This window comes from Bradyrhizobium sp. USDA 4541, from assembly GCF_024171085.1.
Taxonomy (GTDB): Bacteria; Pseudomonadota; Alphaproteobacteria; order Rhizobiales; family Xanthobacteraceae; genus Bradyrhizobium; species Bradyrhizobium australafricanum.
Genome location: NZ_JALJZF010000001.1, coordinates 6733605 through 6752261 on the forward strand (window position 1 = coordinate 6733605; position 18657 = coordinate 6752261).

26 protein-coding genes are annotated in these 18657 nt (G+C 60.6%); 5 read left to right on the plus strand and 21 right to left on the minus strand.

Annotation, left to right across the window (positions count from 1 at the left end; all coding sequences use genetic code 11):
• Positions 1-69: 69 nt before the first annotated feature.
• The 7 genes from J2R80_RS32375 to J2R80_RS32405 are packed head-to-tail and all read right to left on the minus strand — an operon-like array spanning position 70 to position 2654.
• Positions 70-243 carry a hypothetical protein gene (locus tag J2R80_RS32375; RefSeq protein WP_253639972.1) on the minus strand — a complete coding sequence of 58 codons (174 nt, stop codon included), beginning with the start codon at positions 241-243 and terminating at the stop codon, positions 70-72.
• A gap of 9 nt (positions 244-252) precedes the next feature.
• On the minus strand, positions 253-642 hold the full coding sequence (locus tag J2R80_RS32380; RefSeq protein WP_253639973.1) for a hypothetical protein: 390 nt from the start codon (positions 640-642) through the stop codon (positions 253-255).
• A 1-nt stretch (position 643) separates the two neighbouring features.
• On the minus strand, positions 644-928 hold the full coding sequence (locus J2R80_RS32385; protein ID WP_253639974.1) for a hypothetical protein: 285 nt from the start codon (positions 926-928) through the stop codon (positions 644-646).
• The gene (locus tag J2R80_RS32390; protein ID WP_253639975.1) at positions 925-1449 is read right to left on the minus strand and encodes a hypothetical protein; all 525 of its coding nucleotides are present in this window, start codon (positions 1447-1449) and stop codon (positions 925-927) included. Before J2R80_RS32390 ends, J2R80_RS32385 begins: the two co-directional genes overlap by 4 nt.
• Entirely contained in the window at positions 1449-1691 is a 243-nt protein-coding gene (locus J2R80_RS32395) for a hypothetical protein (RefSeq protein WP_253639976.1), read from the minus strand. Before J2R80_RS32395 ends, J2R80_RS32390 begins: the two co-directional genes overlap by 1 nt.
• The gene (locus tag J2R80_RS32400) at positions 1688-1954 is read right to left on the minus strand and encodes a hypothetical protein (RefSeq protein WP_253639977.1); all 267 of its coding nucleotides are present in this window, start codon (positions 1952-1954) and stop codon (positions 1688-1690) included. The genes J2R80_RS32395 and J2R80_RS32400 overlap by 4 nt, the downstream gene beginning before the upstream one ends.
• 10 nt (positions 1955-1964) lie before the next feature.
• On the minus strand, positions 1965-2654 hold the full coding sequence (locus tag J2R80_RS32405; RefSeq protein WP_253639978.1) for a hypothetical protein: 690 nt from the start codon (positions 2652-2654) through the stop codon (positions 1965-1967).
• Between the two features lie 135 nt (positions 2655-2789).
• On the opposite strand from J2R80_RS32405, the gene J2R80_RS32410 reads away from it, so the two are divergent.
• Positions 2790-3398: a hypothetical protein gene (locus J2R80_RS32410; RefSeq protein ID WP_253639979.1), complete on the plus strand. Its 609-nt coding sequence runs from the start codon at positions 2790-2792 to the stop codon at positions 3396-3398.
• Here the strand turns inward: J2R80_RS32410 and J2R80_RS32415 are convergent.
• Both J2R80_RS32415 and J2R80_RS32420 read right to left on the minus strand, forming a co-directional pair.
• Entirely contained in the window at positions 3390-3860 is a 471-nt protein-coding gene (locus J2R80_RS32415) for a sterol desaturase family protein (protein WP_253639980.1), read from the minus strand. The genes J2R80_RS32410 and J2R80_RS32415 overlap by 9 nt on opposite strands.
• Before the next feature lie 104 nt (positions 3861-3964).
• Complete coding sequence (locus J2R80_RS32420) at positions 3965-4750, minus strand: TIGR02594 family protein (RefSeq protein WP_253639981.1); 786 nt, start codon at positions 4748-4750, stop codon at positions 3965-3967.
• A gap of 168 nt (positions 4751-4918) precedes the next feature.
• Between J2R80_RS32420 and J2R80_RS32425 the strand changes: the two genes are divergently transcribed.
• The 4 genes from J2R80_RS32425 to J2R80_RS32440 all read left to right on the plus strand — a co-directional run bounded on the left by J2R80_RS32425 (position 4919) and on the right by J2R80_RS32440 (position 8538).
• A complete protein-coding gene (locus tag J2R80_RS32425; protein ID WP_253639982.1) occupies positions 4919-6520 on the plus strand; it encodes a hypothetical protein in 1602 nt (533 codons plus the stop codon).
• Positions 6517-6894 (plus strand): DCC1-like thiol-disulfide oxidoreductase family protein, encoded by a 378-nt coding sequence (locus J2R80_RS32430; protein WP_253639983.1) that lies wholly within the window; start codon positions 6517-6519, stop codon positions 6892-6894. The genes J2R80_RS32425 and J2R80_RS32430 overlap by 4 nt, the downstream gene beginning before the upstream one ends.
• 187 nt (positions 6895-7081) lie before the next feature.
• Complete coding sequence (locus J2R80_RS32435; protein ID WP_253639984.1) at positions 7082-8218, plus strand: acyltransferase; 1137 nt, start codon at positions 7082-7084, stop codon at positions 8216-8218.
• 122 nt (positions 8219-8340) lie between these two features.
• Positions 8341-8538 (plus strand): hypothetical protein, encoded by a 198-nt coding sequence (locus J2R80_RS32440; RefSeq protein WP_253639985.1) that lies wholly within the window; start codon positions 8341-8343, stop codon positions 8536-8538.
• A 71-nt stretch (positions 8539-8609) separates the two neighbouring features.
• Here the strand turns inward: J2R80_RS32440 and J2R80_RS32445 are convergent, their stop codons facing one another.
• The 12 genes from J2R80_RS32445 to J2R80_RS32500 form a co-directional block, all read right to left on the minus strand.
• A complete protein-coding gene (locus tag J2R80_RS32445) occupies positions 8610-11102 on the minus strand; it encodes a LamG domain-containing protein (RefSeq protein ID WP_253639986.1) in 2493 nt (830 codons plus the stop codon).
• Positions 11103-11170: 68 nt separating this feature from the next.
• Entirely contained in the window at positions 11171-11539 is a 369-nt protein-coding gene (locus J2R80_RS32450; RefSeq protein WP_253639987.1) for a hypothetical protein, read from the minus strand.
• Positions 11536-12102: a hypothetical protein gene (locus J2R80_RS32455; RefSeq protein ID WP_253639988.1), complete on the minus strand. Its 567-nt coding sequence runs from the start codon at positions 12100-12102 to the stop codon at positions 11536-11538. The genes J2R80_RS32450 and J2R80_RS32455 overlap by 4 nt, the downstream gene beginning before the upstream one ends.
• Positions 12099-12503 carry a hypothetical protein gene (locus J2R80_RS32460; RefSeq protein WP_253639989.1) on the minus strand — a complete coding sequence of 135 codons (405 nt, stop codon included), beginning with the start codon at positions 12501-12503 and terminating at the stop codon, positions 12099-12101. The genes J2R80_RS32455 and J2R80_RS32460 overlap by 4 nt, the downstream gene beginning before the upstream one ends.
• A complete protein-coding gene (locus J2R80_RS32465; protein ID WP_253639990.1) occupies positions 12500-12940 on the minus strand; it encodes a hypothetical protein in 441 nt (146 codons plus the stop codon). Before J2R80_RS32465 ends, J2R80_RS32460 begins: the two co-directional genes overlap by 4 nt.
• Positions 12940-13377, minus strand: coding sequence for a hypothetical protein (locus J2R80_RS32470; protein WP_253639991.1), 438 nt, complete (start codon positions 13375-13377; stop codon positions 12940-12942). The genes J2R80_RS32465 and J2R80_RS32470 overlap by 1 nt, the downstream gene beginning before the upstream one ends.
• Before the next feature lie 6 nt (positions 13378-13383).
• Positions 13384-16779 carry a host specificity factor TipJ family phage tail protein gene (locus tag J2R80_RS32475; RefSeq protein ID WP_253639992.1) on the minus strand — a complete coding sequence of 1132 codons (3396 nt, stop codon included), beginning with the start codon at positions 16777-16779 and terminating at the stop codon, positions 13384-13386.
• A 113-nt stretch (positions 16780-16892) separates the two neighbouring features.
• Entirely contained in the window at positions 16893-17081 is a 189-nt protein-coding gene (locus J2R80_RS32480; protein WP_253639993.1) for a hypothetical protein, read from the minus strand.
• Positions 17082-17090: 9 nt separating this feature from the next.
• Positions 17091-17339, minus strand: coding sequence for a hypothetical protein (locus J2R80_RS32485; protein ID WP_253639994.1), 249 nt, complete (start codon positions 17337-17339; stop codon positions 17091-17093).
• Positions 17340-17342: 3 nt separating this feature from the next.
• On the minus strand, positions 17343-17759 hold the full coding sequence (locus J2R80_RS32490; protein ID WP_253639995.1) for a hypothetical protein: 417 nt from the start codon (positions 17757-17759) through the stop codon (positions 17343-17345).
• The gene (locus J2R80_RS32495; RefSeq protein WP_253639996.1) at positions 17759-18283 is read right to left on the minus strand and encodes a DUF1833 family protein; all 525 of its coding nucleotides are present in this window, start codon (positions 18281-18283) and stop codon (positions 17759-17761) included. Before J2R80_RS32495 ends, J2R80_RS32490 begins: the two co-directional genes overlap by 1 nt.
• Positions 18283-18654, minus strand: coding sequence for a hypothetical protein (locus J2R80_RS32500; RefSeq protein ID WP_253639997.1), 372 nt, complete (start codon positions 18652-18654; stop codon positions 18283-18285). The genes J2R80_RS32495 and J2R80_RS32500 overlap by 1 nt, the downstream gene beginning before the upstream one ends.
• Positions 18655-18657 lie beyond the last annotated feature (3 nt).

Consider the following 18657-nt stretch of genomic DNA (forward strand, 5'->3'; position numbering starts at 1 on the left):
CAACTTGGAGGGCGACGACGGATCTATCGCGGCGCGGGCATGCGCCGGATCAGTTTTCTTCGTCGACTCTTACAGGGTGATTGGCGCGACGATGAAGCAGAGCGCGACCACCAGCAGCCCGACGAAAGCGACGCCGAAGCCCGTGTTGGTCTCGTCGACGGTGCTTGCGATGTTCACCATCACAAAACCGGCTAGCATTGCTACAACACCGGCGCCGGCAGCAATCGGGACAATCCATTCCATCGTGGCCGCCTATGCGATGAGGGAAAGCGTGACGGCGATCGCAGCCGCAACGAGCGTGGTGAATATCCAGACCTCCCTGCCCCAACGATCGGGCGCGAACACCCGGATGACGCAGGCTACTCCGACGATCTGGACAAGTGCTGTGATCAGCAGCACCGGGCTGTGCAGCATGGAGTCGACGTCCGCGCCGCCGTTCTCGAGATGGCGCCAGTACCAAATCCACATCCGGGAAGCCGCCTCCGGCGCGAATGCCACGCACAGCGATATTGCGGCCTGAAGACGGACCCGCTTGACGCCGTTCAAGGTGATCTCGCGGATGATGTAGACCCCGAACATGAAGCAGGCGAACAGCAGCAGGAAAGCCAGGGTGCCGTTCGCACCCTCCAACAATTTGAACATTTCAATGCCCTTGCCTCTGGCCGAACGACCGCATGTCATGAACGAGTTGCGCAATTTCGTCGTGCCGTGGCGGTGCCTGGGCGGACTCGCTCGACGAACGCGAAAGGCTTACTGCTTCACGAAGTCGGCCTTGTGCGTTGCTGATCTCTCGATCGGCAGTATCAAGGCGCCGCATCGTGGCGTCGTGGTCATGCAATGCGTTTTCGGCTGAAGCTTTATCGATCTCCTCTTCATCGAATGGCTCGATGAGGTGGAGTTGGCGCAATACGGTTCGCAGGAGGCTCATCGCGGCCTCCGCAAAAGGGCCCCATCAATTTTCGAGGCGATACTGTCGACCTTCACCTTCAATTCAGTGGCCGCCGTTGCTGCGACGGAGCTGTTATCCCTCGCCAACGTCACCATGCCGGTGAGGACGCGGACGGCGTCAGCCTGGGAGGCAAATGTGCCGATCAGGTCTTTCAGCTTCTCGATGTTGTTGCCGTGGTAGAACTCGATCCGCTGGTTCACCATCTCGAACGCCGTGGCCTGCACCTTGATGGCCTCGGCGAGCGCCTCGGTGACGCGGTTTCTCTCCTCGGTCGACTCCGCGACCTTGGTCAGGGCCGCGTTGTTGGCTTCGACCAGCTTGCTGAACCGAGCGAGCTCTTCCTTCCGCTCGATATGGAGACGGTTGTTCGCTTTGAAGAGCACCACGATTGCTCCAGCCAGGACGGGAATGGTCGCAAGCAGGACCGCGATCACAGCTCCTGCCGGCCCCCACCCCGCGAGGGTTTGGGCAACGATCTCCGGCGTGCCGGCGGCGCCCATCACCGCTTACCCGCCTTCTTACGCCGGGCGCATGCCCGGGCGACGTCGCGATCGCCGATCGCCTGAACGGCAACGGCGGCGAGCGCGCTGTTCGGCGCCGCGCGCATTTCGGCGGCGACCTGCTTCTGGAAGTCCTGAGTCCAGGCTCGGACCGGCGGACAAACAACCGCCGGCGCCGCATCGGGCATGGTGCAGGTAAGCTGGACCGCAATGAAGGCCCAGCCGGTGCAGGTGAACGTCATGCTGAGCCCTCCTCGAGGCGCTTGATCGCGTCATCGACCGATTTCGGGGCATTGGCTTGTGCCTCGAGCTCGGCCTGCTGAGCGTCAATGGTTGCGTTCTGCTGCTGGACGGTGGCCTGAGCCGCGCCGAGATCCTTGGCGTTCTGGTCGGCACGCTGCCGCGCCAAGTAATCGTTCAGCGAACTCCCGAAGGCGTTGAAGAACGCCTCCAGGAGCGGCTGCAGCACCGTCAGAACAGCGGCGAGCGTCGTCCCGCTGAACATGGCGCCCGCCTTACGTCTTGGGGATGCTCGTCACGGCGGTGTTGACGTCCGGAACGGCATCCGGAGCCAAGTTCAGCCGCGCGATGATCTTCTGCGCAATTTGCTCCGGCGTACCAATGAACTGGGCCAGCCAGTCGGAACCGTGGTCCAGCACATACTGCAGTGCAGCCGCGACGACCTGGTTGTGCACGTCAGCGGTCAGCGCTTTGTCCTTCGTGGCGCCCTGCACCATGTTGATGCCGTAGTCGATGCCCTTCTGGAGCAGTTGGTCGGCGCGGATCGAGACCAAGATGCTGTAGATCTGCGCCGGCAGCTTCCGCAGCAGCCACGTCACGAAGGCGAAGATCATGGTGCCGATCGCAGTGGCCCACTGGGACACCGTGGCGCCGTACGCCCAGGTGACCTTCGTGGTGTCGCTGGTCGCCTGCGCGACCGTCTCCGGTGCCGCGGCATCGGCTGCGAACGCGACGTCGATCGCGAGCGAGACGCCGACCAGGATGGCCAACCCGAGAGCGAACGGACGGACGCGACGCGGCAGCATGACGGCAGCCAGCGCCAGGCTGAGCAGGCCGGCGATCAGCATGCCCGTCGGGTCGAAGGCTGGTCCGACCTCGACGAAGAACGAGCTGCCGCTCGCCATGGCCAGGCTCGGCGCGAGCAGAAGAGGCACGGCAAAGGCCGCGCTATAGATGCGGTTCATGTTTCACCTTTTCGATGTGGAAATGCGCGAGATCCGTCGCGCGGCGTTCTTCAAGATGCCCGGCGATAGGTGCCGAACACGAAGCTCTTTGAATGGTCGAGGCGACGCGATAGAGTCGGCGTCATGACCCCAGGAATGAAGTACGGACGTCTTGTCGCAGTCTCCCGAGAAGGAAAGGACGCGCGGTCCAATATCCTTTGGAAATTCGCCTGCGACTGCGGGACTGACTACGTGTGCCGCTCCTCGTCGGTCAGGCGCGGCTACGTCATTTCATGCGGCTGCCTGCGCGCCGAGAATGCTCGAGTAAATGGCGCGAAGAGCGATGGCGAGGCCTCGATCACGCACGGCAGACGATTCTCGGCGGAATACGCAGCGTGGGCTCACATGATCCGGCGATGCACGAACCCAAACGACGAAAAATTTCCGGACTACGGCGGCCGAGGGATTTCTGTCTGCGATCGATGGTCCAACTTCGCCAACTTCCACGAAGACATGGGCGATAGACCGAGCCCCCACCATTCTCTTGACCGGATCAAGAATGATGAGGGCTACAGCAAATCGAACTGCAGATGGTCAACAAGAGCCATCCAGACGAGAAACAAGCGCAACAATGTTAGGATCGTATATCGAGGCGAGGAGATGATCCTCAAAGACGCCTGCGCGCTCGCCGGGATTGGTTACATGAAGGCATGGCGTCGGATCTTCCGATTGAATTGGCCGATCGACCGCGCGCTCTCAGCTTGATCGCCGATAGGTCCTGAAGACGACATCCCAAACGATCGTTGTGACGCCGAAGTTGCCCTTCCCGCCCCGGTGATGACCGGAGTGGTGCTCGTTCATGAAGGCGACGTATCGCGACAGCCGTGCCTTCGGCCCATGATGATGGAATCGGACGTGGATAGCGCAGTAGGCCAGGTACCCGATCATGACGCCGGCCACGAAGGCCGATGCCGAGTCCTCGCCGGCCGCGGCCCATGCCAGCAGCCACACGCCGCTGAACGCCATGAACGTGCCAAGGCTCGAGATCCCGATCATATCGCGCGGGAGCCGATGGTGCATGTCGTGCATCGGCGCGAAGCGATTGTTGCCGTGGAAGATCGCGCGGTGGATCCAGTATTCCGCGAGCGTCCAAGCCGCCGCGCCGACGGCCAGCCATCCCGCGATCGCTGACAACCGCATTCCGCCGATTACGGCGAAGGCGATCAAGCTACAAACCACCCATGGCACCAGCAGGAAGTCGAGGAAATACTGGAACGGCGAAAGGTCGAAGGCGGGGTCGAGCTCGGCGTGACGGTCCTGGTCCACGGCCGTCAGGCCTCGTTCGTGGACACGCGACCGTCACTGCGGACGATCGGCAGATGGCTGAAGCCGATCTGACTGGCCAGCGGCGGCGGAACATCCTTCGGCCACCAGAAGCCCTGGTTGAGGCGAGATGTCGCAAAGGGCTCGATGTTGACGGCATCGGACTGGTTGCCGCCCAGCCCCATGACATTGCCGTGCTGATCCTTGCCGACCACGACCGTGATGTGGCCGCCGCCTGTCCGCTTCATCGGGGCGAAGGCGCCGACCGCCGGTCCCGCGAGCTTCACGGCAGGCCATTTGCCAGCGAAGTCCAGCGCCCACAGCGTCTCGGTCCCCTTGAGACCGACCTTGGTCAGGATGTGATTGGCGAACAGCGCGCACCACGGAATCGAGTCATGAGTATATTCCGCAGCGATGTCGCCACCCTCGTCCTTCGCCCAGTTGATGATGACGGGGTTGTCCTTTGCGCCGGCGCCCTCCTTGGTGCCAATCAGCTTGATGCCGGCCTCGAGCCAAAGCGGTCGACTGATCTCCGTTGCCGGCGCCGCTACCGGGGCCTTCCCACCGACCGCGGCATCGAGCGCCGCACCGGTCAGCGGTCCGACTTCCCCATCGACTTTCAATCCGGCGCGCTTCTGGAACGCCTCGACTGCGGTGTCGGTGTCCGGTCCGAACCACCCGGTACCGGTCAGGCCGTACCCGATGGATTTGAGCGCGAGCTGGATCTGTTTCACGGCATCGCCCGATGCGCCCATGCGCAAGGGTTTCGCCGCCACAAGGGCTGCGATGGTCATTTCTGCTCTCCTCTCATGAAAAAGCCGCCCTGTTGGGCGGCTAGGCGACGAACTCCGACGCCGGGAACACGGGTACTGTTGCGGTAATGCAACTACCGGCGCTTGCTCGGGCTGGTTGTGGCGGCGTATGGTCGCCGCCGCAATTTCTGGAAATGAGTTGGAATGGGAATGCTTCGATTTTTGCCGGCGCCCAAGGCTGCCCGGTGGCCGCGGAAGAACGCCATACCGCTGTGGCTGTTCTCTACCCTGAACGGACTGCCGCTTGTCCTGATCCTCTTTCTGATCGCCCTGGCGACACACTGGCACCACTTCCTGCTACGCGGCGCCCTGGTCGCCCCCAGCGTTCAACAGTGGAGCGTCGGATGTCTCTTCCTTGCGTTGACGTTCATTCGGGCGTCGGAATTTTCGTGGCCCTTGCGACTGCTTGTTCGCTTTCTCGGCACCGTGCTCACCGCCTTTGCGGTCTCGCAGGCGATGCCAAGTTCGATCACGTTCGCGACACTCTCGGCCGAACAATGGTTCGCCATCTACGCCTTGCCGCCGCTAGCACTGGCAGGCGGGCTCCTCGGCTGGTGGCGACCCGCAGGCTACATTCTGCCGATCTGCGCATGCGGCTGGTATCGATTTGCGTTCGCCTCGGCTCTCGGCGTGCCCTTCGGCTGGAATGAAGAAATGACGTTGCAGGAGTGCGCCCTCTTCTTGCTATCGGGCGGCCTCGCCATCGCGGCGCTGATCAGATCTGTACCCAGCGCTAGACACTATCGGGACTCGATCTTCTCATCCCTCATCATGGCTGCATGCGCCATCCACTTCGCCAACTACTTCTATTCCGGGATCGCGAAGCTGTCGCTGGATGGCGGTCCACTGAGCTGGTTGACCACCAACACCACCTATACGCTGCAAGGTTCGGCTGATCGGATCGGTGTCAACATTTTCTCGAGCATGCCGCTCGGGCAGTTTCTCTATCGCGCCTTCCGCGAAAACATCTTGCTGATGAACATCCTAACCATGGGCATTCAGTTGCTGGCCTTGGTGGCAATGCCGTTTCTGCCATTAGTCCGCATCATGCTGCTGGTCTACGACATGATGCATTTGGCGATCGGCGGACTGACTGGCATCTTCTTCTACCTTTGGATGTCCATCAACATCGCGTTCGCCATCGCTATGGGCTACCTGACCGTGACCTTCAGTTGGGCGGCTCGGATCGTCTTCGTCGGCATGATGTTGCTTGCGCCGAGGGCTTTCACGATCTTCGAAGCCGGTTGGTACGAAACTCACGGGTTCAACAGCGTCATCATCGAAGCAGTGAACGCGGATGGATCTTCGGCCAGGGTGTCCCCGCGCGTCTTCGGATTTTTCTCTTATCTCCTGATGAGCGACGCTGTTCTTGACCAGCAATGGAAGAAGGAGAACGCAATCCCTACCGGCTTCTTTGGGACCACGTATTACAGTCGGGATCGCGAGACCGCGAATTCTTGCGTCCTCGCGCCGCCGAAAGACCCGATGAAACTCGGCGCCTATATCAAGCCCGCGATTCAGGCGCTCCATGCGGGGGTGGTGCAGCCAAAATGGTACTGGCCTTCATGGCTCGTCTTCCCACCGCAGCATTTCCTGCAAAACCACAACGCCTTCGCGCCAAATTCGGCCATTCACTGGGACCAGGTGGTCGCCTACAGGTTCATTTGGCGGGCAACCTGCATCAGGGATGTTCCAACCGGCTACGAACTTGATACACTCCGATCGGACGCAGTGTCGGTGCCTGTACGATGACCAAACCAACCAACTATCTGCTCTATGATGGCGACTGCCCATTCTGCTCGAGCTACGTCCGATGGTCGCGGCTGCAGGAGAGTGTGCCTGGATTTCGGCTGCTCGACGCCCGCGAAAATCCTTCACTCGTTGCTAATCACCGAGAGGCGGGCCGCGAGGTCAACACTGGGATGATCCTTTCTCTGAACGGCATCCCCTATCATGGCCACTTGGCGCTCAATCGCCTAGCGCTCCTCAGCACGAGATCAGGATTTCTGAATAAGCTCAACTCGCTTCTCTTTCGATCCGAAGCGGTTTCCAGATTCGCATATCCTCTGATGGTGGCCGGCCGCAACACGGCCTTGAAGCTGCTCGGGCGGAAGCAATTATCTTAGATCGTCAGACCAGTTGCGCGCAAAAGCGAATGCCACCACGCGCAAGATCGAACGATACCCCTGAAATTCGACGCGGAACCAACCCTTTAGCCAAGTGGCACGATGTGTGGAGTTCCCGCAACCCGAACGCTTGCTCCGCAAGGTTGACGCGAGGTATTGTTTATCCCAATTTTAGAAGCGGGGCGGGATGGGAATATTTCGATTTTTGCTAGCGCTATGCGTCGTTGTCACGCACGCGCCAGGCAGCCAGCTTTTCGGTCATAGCCTCTTGAGCGGCATCACCGCCGTCCAGGGTTTCTACGTCATCTCCGGCTTTCTGATCACCATGGTGCTCAACACGCGCGCCGGATATAGCGATGTCAGCCAGTTCTATCTCAGCCGGTACCTTCGGCTGTGGCCCGCCTATGCAGTCGTGGCGCTGCTGACCCTCATCGTGCTCAAGCGCTCGACTTTCGTCGCCGGCCTCGAACACCTGGATTTTGTCGGCGCCGCGTTCGTCGTGTTCAGCAACTGTGCGATCTTTTTCCAGGATCTCTACCTGTTTCTCGGCATCAGCCCAGACGGATCACTTTTTCCGACATCGCACTTCGCAACCGAGCCGGGCCCACAGTTGAACGGCCTGATGCTGGTTCCCCAAATGTGGAGCGTCGGCGTAGAGCTCACATTCTATGCGATCGCGCCATTCATTTGTCGCTCACCGCTGCGGCTGCTCGGACTGCTTGCCTTCGGCATCGCCGTTCGCCTGGCAATCGGATACTGGTCGCCGCACGATATCGATCCTTGGCACTACCGCTTTTCACCGGCCGAAATGACCATGTTCGCCGCGGGCGGCCTGTCCTACTTTGCCAGCAAGGCGCTTCGGATGGTCCCGGTCGGCATATTGCAGATCGCAGGAGCTTTCACCCTTGCCGGAGTGGCGTTCATCGTGCTGGCGACGCCACTATCAATCCAGGACTTTTCGCAGACGTTCTTCCTGCTCAATCCGAAAGTGATCCTGCTGATCGCCGTGTCGTGCCCGCTCCTCTTCGCTGCCTTTCGGACGTCGCGCATCGACAGCATGATCGGCGAGTTGAGCTACCCGATGTATCTCTCTCATCTCTTCGTCTATGCGGTGATGAAAGACCATGCGCCGTCGGTGATGACGCCGGACAATTTCGCTTATGTCTGCGCGACAATCATCTTCAGCGCAGCGCTGCTCTGGTTTGTAGTCTTGCCGGTCGATCGATATCGCAGACGGTTCGGCGCGCGGGTGCCTGATGCAATCGAGGCGACGACCGCCACCGCATCCGGCAAAATACTAACAGGAACGCACGGCGCCACGTAGATCGCAACCATCCCAACGCGTTCAGGGCCGCGAGGTCGGTCATTTGATACCTCGCCTCGAAGGGGGGCTGTTGCTCGATCAGTGGTTGTGGTGGTAGTTTCCACTCAGGAATTGCAATTGGAATGGAATTAGCCGTGCAGCAGTACCGTTGGACCAGGATGGACTATCTGATCGTTGCGATCATCTTCGGCGGTGGCATCATGCTAGGCTTGTCGTCGATCATTTTTGACTTTGGGCCGAAGTCAAAACTACCGAGTTGCTTCGATGTGGCCGCAAAAGCTGCGGCGAATCCCGGCAACAAATGTAATCCAGTCTTTTAGAACACCTGTGCGCCAGTCGGCGCCGCGGCCAATCCAGGAAGCGTCGTGCCATATGGCAACTTGCATAGCAGCTACCAACCAATTTGCGCCGCATGATGAGCATCCGCGCGCGCATCAGTGAGTGCGGACTTATAGAAGGCGAATTCGTCAAGACGACCGGTAAGGCGGAACGTTCCGGGAGACGCGCCGCCGGCAAACGAATTGCCCAGCATCACCAGTTTGGAATTCCGGGTGATGAGGTTTTTAGTAACGGCCAGTGTCTGCCGAGTTTCTTTGCCGACGACACGGATAAACAGATTGCCGCCGCTGCGGCCTACAATCACGTGATAAAATATATGCACATCCAGCGAAACGGTGCTGCTGAGAGTAACCGATGTGGCGTCGGCGTACTTCACCAAGAGAACTAGCTTGTTGTTTTGAACGGCAACAAGAAAGCTATTATCGGTGTCACCGTTCGACGTGACCCACCCATTTACCAACCATGGGTCATATGATGCCGAAGATGCTGGCAAACTGTCAAACCGCGCCCAGAATTCAAACGTGAAGTCTGAGCCGGCCAAATTCCAATCAGCGCTAGCAGGCAGCGTGACGTAATCGTCAGCGGAGTTGAGAGCGATACTCGAAGAACCATCGCCGGGCGCACCAGCCATCCCCAAGACAACGGACCCCACATAGCCCGCATCGGCACTGGATGTTGAACCGAGATTGGATGCCGTCGTTCCGGCAAATTCATTGAAGTTGTAGTATCTGCTCGGAGCATCCGCGAGAATTGCGGCCTGATATGCCCGCGTCGGCGTCGCGCGCCAGGTGTCAGGCAACTTATAGTACGCGATATTGCCGCGGCTTATGAACGTTGAGACGTCAGTATTATTGCCGGACACGTTCGCGTTCTGCGTCAAAATGGACGGAAACGCTGCTCTCGGAAACGCCGTCATCAGAGTCTTCGTTGTTCGGTACTGATGAACGTCAGAAATTTCGTTGGTGGTGTTTACTCCTCCCCAGAGTAGTGCGTCCCTGAGAATGCACCATGCAGCATCCATGACAGATACCTGCGCCAGGATGCCGTCATTAAAATCCGGGGGGAAGGACGCAGCAGTGGAAGCGCCAGGAGCAGATCCGGATGCAACTGTTGCAGACAGTTGCGACAGCGCCATCGCGCGCAAGGCGTTGATCCGTTGAAAATACAACGCTTTCGGATCAACGTATTTCGGATCGTTCATCACGAGCGCGGGGCGGCAGATATAAAGGAATGCGGTATAGGAGATGCTATCCCACGAAATCGTTGTACCTGCCGGAACTTCGAAAGCCTCAGATGCCGCAAGATCGCGATGGAACCAAGACGAAGTACCGCCAGCAATAAGCGCAGACCACGCATTGAGCACATACAGCGTTTCGCCGGCAGGAACCGTCAGGGAGAACTTGCCTGTGTAATGAACGTACGCAGCGGGATCGAGCATCGCTGCCTTGCCCAGCCAGTATTTGTACTCTTCGGCTGACAAGGCGGTCCCGGGCTGGCCGCGCTCGCCAACACGATTGAAATTCCAATCAGCGAACGTGCCCGCTCCCCCGGAGTTGTCGGCCGTCATCGAAATCGTGCCGTTCACCGGATCGTAGGTGCAGACGCCTTCCATCCAATTCGTCGGCGCAGCGTTTGACGACGCACGCAGCCTGACGCCGTTCTGATAAGACAATCCAACTTGCGTTGAAAACGTCTTCGCACCAACTCCGATTAGTAGTGACGTGGGGCTTGTGCCTTCGGTCGCACTTTGACCGATCAGCAACCACTTGCCGGCCGCAAGGTCGGCCGAGAACGTGCCCGACAGATGCGGTACGATGCACTGATAGATGTTCTTGTTAGGACCGACGACGATCGAGGCAGGCGGCCCGACGACGTAATTCGTCGCCGTCGCCCAATTCAGCGTTGCCGACCACGGCACCGAGCCTGTATCGCCCTTGTCGCCCTTCGCAGCTAGCACCTGCCAATAGGTCAGATCAGGCGCTGGATGACCCGAGCCAGGAGTGGGATTGATCCACACATAGGAGGTGCCGGCGGTCGTCTGCACGTCGCCGGCGGAGTACGTCGTGCCGGCATTGTAAACGCCCTTGAAGCTAAGTCCCTTGTAAAGGCCGAGGAAGGTCCAATCGCCATCCTCCTTCACCCACATCTTTCCGGTCGACGGCTGGAGTGCGTACTGACCGTCCGAGGCGTTCAGGGATGGATCCGGGGCCGACAAGGCCGCATCCACGAACCAAAAGAACCCCGTTACCTTCAGCGCTCCGACCAAGTCGCTGACATCTTGGGCGGCCGATGCGCCAACAACGCGCTGCGGAAACCACTTCCAGATCGTATAGGCGACATCCGTTTGCGCGCCGCCGCCCCATTGCGGGATGACCAGATGGGTGACATCCGTGACGTCGGAAATGATCGTCTGGAAGCTGCCGACCTGCAGAATGTCACCAGGTCGCACATTGACGCCTGACCAGATCGTGCCGGTGCCGGTCACGGTGGTGCCGTTGGCGGCAATAGTGACTGTGCCGGTGGAATAACTGGCAAGCGCCGTCATCTCGAGAACCTCTCGACTGAAACTTCTTCGTGGTTGCTGGACTGGAGCCGCTATCGGCTCCGCGCGGGTTACGGCAGCAAGGCCATCCGCTGATCCTCGTAATGTGCCGGGACGCCGCTATCCTCGAGGATCTTGTTCAACTCTTCCAAGGTCTGCGCATTGCGAGCGGCCACGAGGAGTGCCCTGCGCTTGTTTTCCTTGATCATGAGGTCGTCAGGCTTCGCGAGGATGATGGCCGCGAGCTCCTGCGCTGTCTTGCCCTCGATCTTCGCAGCCTCTTCGAACTCGACGGTCGGTGCCGCACCGCTCTGGACAGCCAACGCTAGCATGTGCTTGCGCGAATGCGCGACGTCGTGACCGTCGACCATGAGGAACGCGTTGATCCGACGCTCCGCTCGCTTCTTCTCCTGGACGAGCGGCGAGATGCTGAGCTTCATTGCGCCAGCACCTCGAAGACTCCGACCTTGTAGGGCTGCCCCGGGACGATAGTCACCCTAAACGTGCCGACCTGGTCGATCGCGAACTCGATGCCGCCGTCGGTGACGTCTTCCTGGTGGACCAGCTTGTTATCGTACCAGACATAAACCGTGAACTTTTCCGGCTGGACCGTCAGATGCAGAGCGTCGATACCGTCCGCCTTGATCGGTCGAATCTCACCAGTGATGACCACTTCCGGCTTCGGCAGGACCTCCTTCGGGTCTTTTGTGACGTCCACGTAGGCCTCTCTGATATCGACCGGGCCGTCGTACAGCATGTGATCGATCCCAGCCGTGGTATACGCCGCGGAAATTTCCTCCATGGGCCTTTCGGCATCGAGAATGACCTGGGTAATAACCCCGCTTGCGTCGTGCCTGATGAGCGTCTTGGTCTTGTTGATCGCTTCCGGCTCCTCGACCCCGGCCGCAATGGCTTCCGGACTTAGCGGGACTGCCTGTCCGCCGGCATCAGCGGGTGTGTAGCCAGGAACAGCCCATGCCGCGTCGAGTGTCACTCCTGTCATCCTGCAATTCTCCTGAACAGCGAGAAGTAGAGCCGTCCCTGCTGGTTGCCGAACTTGAACCGGAACACGATGGCCGACGTCGTCACGGCAGCGTAGATCCAAAAGTCCGTACCGCTGCCGCGAAAGGACTCGCACATGAGGTACTGCGCGCCCGGGTTCAGAAGAATGCTCGGATCGCAATAGCCGAGCATGAACGGCGGCGCGTCGAGCGTCTCTCCGAAGTTCAGCTGAGCAGTGCTGTCGTTGATGCTGTCCAGGGTGCCGCTCAAATAGAACTGGTGACCCGACCAGCGGGAATCAAAGACTGTCTGATCGAGATTGGCGACGCTCGCATCGATCCCCGGCTTGCTGACGACGAGTTTTGCGCCGGCTCCGCCCTGCAATAGGACCCGCTGCGTCACCCGAGGCTCCTATTGAAGATCATGTAGTCCACGTAGATGCCGTAGGACTCCGAGATGGTGTTGTTGAATGTCAGCGAGTTGGTTGAAATCCGGAAGCCGTTCGTGATCTCGTAGTAGACGACACCGCCGATGGTGAGGTCCCGCGGCATGGCCATATCGAGTCGATACGGGTAAGAAACAACGCCCGAGTCGATGTACGTTCTGAACGCAACATAGGGATTCTGCGGAAGCGTCACCGTAAAAGGGATATTTACGTCACCGCTCAATGGCGGCAGAAAAACGCTGCCAGACAAAATGACTTGTTCATTCTTGGTGTCCGGCTTGAGAAGGAAGTCGCCCGGCACTGTAGCCGTAACGACGTCAACCCCCGGTCGCGACAACCATACGCCGTAACCGCCGAGGCTTGGATGCAAGCCCATGAGGAAGCGCCGAGCCATCACTGAACCTGCCAAGCGACATAGAACAGGGTGACAGATGCCCCGTACAGCCGCGAATGCCTATAGGTGAACAGGCCAGAGTCAGTTGCGGTAAATCCGTTCGTTTCACACAGCACCGCGAACGGCACCCGCTGAATCGCGGTGCTACTGTTCGCATCGCGCATAACAATCGATTGATTGTATGCGGCCATGCCCGAGTTGAGACCGTACGCAATGATGTCGACAGCGGGCGGCTTCGGATAGGTGGTCGTGTAGAAGACCTTCCCGCTCACCAGGAAGCTGTAACCCGGCAAAATTCCGACCTCTAGTGGACGCCCCTGATTGAGACGACTGTCCAGCGAGAGGTACTTGTAGTCGACTGCCGGTGGCGACTGCGCATCGAAGCCGGGCTTTGATACGGTCACCCGGGTTGAATCAATGTAGATCCGGACGGACACCGCCCATCACTCCGAGATAATGAGGGTGCCGGCCGTCAGGTTGAAGACCACCTTGCCATCCGAGCTCTGGATGATGCCGGCCGTGAGCGTGCCGACGTTCGCCGTGATAGCGCTCAGGACACCGATGTTCATCATGCGGGCCGTGACGGTCCCGTCGAGGTACATATTCGCCGTGATACCGATCGAGGCGACCCCGGCGATGGTACCGACGGTGAAGACGGGCGTCGGCGCTCCGCCATTGTAGCCAGGCAACTGGATCTGGAATTTATCGGCGACCACAGTGAATGCCGAGGTTCCCGATCCGCCGTTCACAAGTTGAATGCCTGAGATGTAGCCGTTCACGTTCAGCGTGAGCGACCATGCCGCGGCGGCGTAACCATCCAACGTAGCGATAGCCGTGGAATGTTCATCGATAGACGCGCTGACATCACCGAACTGCGCGGTGACCGTTGTTTCGAAGTCAGCGAGGGCTTCCTGGGTGCTCACCGCGACCGTCTGCACGACGGCGATCGCAGCGAATGCTGCGCCGGATCGCGCTGAAATCTCGGTGCGAACTTTCTGCTGGTCCAGCCAGTTGCGCGCGTCCTGATTGCCGACCAGCGTCGAGATCCGCTGCAACGCCTCATTGATCTCGTCGTTGAGTTGGTCGGTCACCTCCGTGACCTGCTTCTTCAAGGCGGCATTGAACGACTCGAGCGTGACGAGACCCGGGGACAGTTTGACCGTCGGGGCATCGAGCTCGACGGTTGAGTACGCGCCGCGCATGGTCGCATTGACGGCCTGCACCCGAAGCGTTGCGGCAGCCAGGCTGACGATGATGTCGAATTGGTTCTCGGCGCCCTCGTAGACCTGGGTCCAGCTCTTGCCGTCGTCGTAGGAGATGCCGGCGACATAGTAGATTGCGCCTTCGGTCGGGAACCAACTGGCGAACAGTCGAGGTTCGGCGGTGCCTTGGCTGATGTAGGCATTCAGGCCGTAGACCAACGGTACCTTGTCGTTCGACGGGTACTGCGCGCTCGGCAGCACCGGCGGCGTTCCGAGATCGGTTGCGTGGACACGCTCGTCATCGACCACCAGGCTGAGCGAGCAGGTATCGCCGTTCGGCGAACCGTTGAGCACGAGGCAGAGCTTCGACGAACTCTCACCGGTACCGAGTTCGAAGGACGGCGGCTCGCCGCCATCCTCTCGGGCCAGGACGTCTGGCAGCGTGATCGACTGCGACGATTCCGCTGCCCCCAGACTGGCTGGGTTGAGGTTCGCGATCGCGGCGTTGGCGCCTTCGGTGCACAGCACCGGGCCGAAGAACTTGCCGTTCGGACGGCGCAGCCGGATGTAAAACGGACCGCTATCCCATGTCGGAGCCGGATCCAGCGTCAGAGCATAACCGGCGGCGCCGACCACGGCACCGCCGTAGCCGTAGGCTTGCGGCAATTCGGACTGCACCCGAACAACCGAACCGAGCGTGATCGCCCTGCCCTCGTACTCGACGCCGATCGTGACGTTCTCGCGCCGATAGAAGGATTGGAGATAGACGAAAGCGCACTCGCGGAAGGCCTGGTCGCGATTGATGACACCGTCCAAGCGGATCGTGGTGGCATTCAGCGAGGTGAAGGTGTCGCTGTTCGGCGGATATTGCACCTGCGCCGGCTGCCAAGTGTTCTCGTCGACGTATTCGAGGATGACCGCATCCGGATCTTCCTCGCCGAGCATCGTGAAGTCGATCGCGGTCGAATCCCGCACGATCTCCCGATCGGTCAGCAGCATGGTCGGGACGTCGCGCCACTCGTCGCGGACAATCGACACGGTGTCCCCGAGCCAGAAATGCTTCGCTCTCGAGACGCCGAGGATCTTGTCGAAAGCGTCCGGCACCGCCACAGCGGAATCGAACCGGAAGTCGAACGTGTCGTTCCGGCTCGTGCAGCCCGCTGCAAAATCGACGACAGCGTTGAAATCGACCTTCGAGATGCCGAGGCCGGACCCATATTGCGTGTTCGCCACGGAGTCGAAGAATGCCCATCCGGGATTCCGCGTTGCCTGCAACACGAACGCCGATCCGCTCCAGACCTGCAGCTTGCGGGTAGCCAGAACGCCAAATTTGTAAGAGCCCTGCGTCGACTGAGACGCCTTGAGCCGGATTGCCATGGTCGAGACGTCGGGGAACGAGTTGTTGCCCTTCAGGAACGAGCGGAGGCCGGCCCAGATGACTGAATTCGAGCCGGCGGTGCCGGCGAGCTCGGCGTCTTCCCGGCGGAAGCGGACCAGATATCGGCCCGGGAACACGTCGACCTTCACGCTATTGCGAACCGGCGCTTGTGACGCGTACTGGAAGGTGGTCGAGAACAGCGGATTGAACGGTCCGGTTTGAGTGCCGGCGTCATCGCAGGTCGCGTATTCGGCCGTCAGCCAAACGTTCGAAAAGCCGATCGAACTGTCCTTGCCGCTGACCGTGAAGCAGCCGGCTGGAAACGCGAAGTCAACGGCGATCGACTGCGCCTGCGTTCCCGCTGGGTTGGCGACGAATGGTCCGATCCATGCGCCAGGCGTCCGCGCCGACGGGCCAAAGGCGTTGCCGTTCTGATCGAACTGACCACCAGAGGTGCCGGTCCCCGACGGCAGCTGTTGCCCGTTGACCTCGATTGACTGGTCGACGTTGGTCGGAAAGAGCGTGACGGTTGCGCCCGGCTCGTAAAATTCGACCTGCGCCCCGGCGAACGAGGCTGATATGCCGTTCGTCGAGTCCCAGAACACCGTGTCGTCGACGTAGATCTTCTCGTAGGACATGCTGCCCATCGAGACCGAGAGCAGCAGGTTGAGATATTGATCGTTGCCGACGAACTCGGCCCATGGCGTCGCTGCGAAGTCCGGGAAGGCCTTCAGACGGCCGTACCAGACCGGCAGCGGCTGTCCCAGCTTGGCAACGTTGCCCTGGGCCGTCACCGAATAGATCTGATCCGGCGTCGAGCTCGGCGAGTTCGTCGCGCCAGCCTTGGGCAGGATCAGGGCATTGACGAGCAGTGTGCCGCCGATTGCGAGGCCGGCCCCCAGCGCCGTCGCGCCGAAGCTGCCCGCGGTGAGACCAAACAGGCCGACCGGCGCCCAGAGAGCGAATGCCGACACCGCCACCAGTGCGACAATGCCGATGATCTGCTTGACCGCGTTGCCGCCCTGCCCGCCGCCCCGCGGGAAACTCATGAAGCGGACCTGATCCGCGGCACCGATCCGCCGGCGCCGCCAATCCTGGCGCAGCACCGCCTCGCCGTTGATCTCGAGGATGGTCGGCAACCCCTTCGCAAACTGCCAGCCGTAGGCGCGATCGTGCCAGGCCCAGCCGGTGCGGCGCAGGAAGCTGGTCACGGTCTCTCGCGCGCGCGGCTCGGCGCGCGCGACCTCGAGGCCAGGCATGACGAGATGCACGACCGGCCGGCGAGTAGAGTCGCTCCGGCGCGATCGGCGCACGCGGGAGCGCTCCGCCGGCAGGTTCTGCGGCAGTTTGGGAAGAGGCGCGTGCATTTCGGCTATGCTGCTGGCGTCACGACTGGCTGGGCGACGGTGAACTTCGAGACTTCAGCCGCTGGCCCAACGATCTGATAGGTCCCTGGCCGCATCTTCTGAATGGAGCTCTCGGCTTCGGCCTGGGAATTGAACGGTCCAAAGACCGTCGGGACCAGCGAAGCGGACCGAGCGGTGTTCACGACGAAGAACATGCGTGGTCCTCAGATCTCGGACAGGCGCGCCGCTGTTACCGGCCCGTCAATGAAGAGATCGTCACGGATCGATATCGTCCCGGTGGCAAAATCGATCGACCACCTTACGTCCGGCGATCGTATCGTGCCCGCGGCCAAGGTTCCGGCGTTGGCATCAATGGCCCGCGGCCCAACCGCAGTTGGAGACGCGGTCTTCGCGAGCGCTGGCCCCAGGACAGGCGCGGCAAACAATGCGGCGAGGAATGAACGACGGCGCATGGGTCATCTCTCCTTCGGTTCAAAAAATCGGAGCTTCTTCCAGCCCATCTGGCGCAACGCCAAGGCTGTCTCGCACGCGACGCCCTGCTTCTCGTCGCAATGGATCACGCGTTGTTCGGGTTTGAGCCAGACGCCGATGTGCGCCGGTATCTGGAGATGAGCCATCAGGACGAGCGCGCCGTCAGCAGCCGAAACGAGGCCTCCCGGCCCTTCCGGAACTTCTCGCCAGAGATCCCGTTCCGGATGCCCATCGAAGGACTCCAGCACCCAGCGCTTCGAGAAATCATTCGGGACCGGGATACGCGGCAGTCTCCGCCCGAACAGTTCTTTCTCGACGTGGCAGACGAAATCCCAGCAATTGCGGGTCTGCCAGGCCCACGGCTCACCGATGAGCGGCGCAAGGAACTCGGAACGGGTCATTACGCCAGCAAACTCGGGAATTGGACGTAGTCGTAGTTCTTGGTCAGGCGCGGAAACCGCTTGTTCTGCAGGTTTTTCACCATCACGGTGCCGCTGATCGAGGCGCCGACCACCTTGACGTTGCGGAGCTCGAATTCGACGGCGCCGTAGGACGGCTGCGTGAGGTCGGTGGCGAGATATTCCCGGTACAGGACCGAGATGTATTCGCGGTAGCCGAGCGCGGCCCGGATCTTCGGCAGCAGTTCGCGATTGACGTTGTCGATCTTGATGTTGGTCTGCGGCGGCTGCCCCTGCCGCTGCTCCGGGTACGAGGACTCGAACGGACACGCGATGAAGGTGACCGTTTCGCCAGGATTGCGTGGTGCCGACAACTCGATCCCGAAGGTCATGTCGTCGCCGACGTTCGCGACGACCCGCGCCGCGACATCGAAGGATGACTGCCAGATCTCGAGCGTGTGGTAGACCCGCGCACTGGGCGGGCACGACGCATAGGCCTCGAGGAGCGCTTCGTTATGCGTCGCCATCAGAGATTAAACACCATGAGCGTCATGGTGGCGGCGATGCGGCTCGACGACGTCGGCACGTAGCTGGGCTTGCCACCTTTCGCGAATTTGCAGGTCTTCGTGGCGTATGCCGAACCAAGCCAGACCGGCGCCGTGAACCGGCCGGAGCCGTTGTTGAGCGTGTCGCGCACCCAAGCGACGAAAACATCGTGCTCGGCGTTGGTCAGGCTGATCGTCTGGACGATGGTCCCGACATTGTCGCCGGGCCGCGCCCGCTCGCGGGTGTTGCCGCCTTCCATGTCGGTCGCGATCGGTTCGAGGAACCGCTTCTGGATCTGGAAGCCACTCTTCTGCGGTCGGCTGTTGACCGCGGGCCAGGACGGAAGGGCCATCGC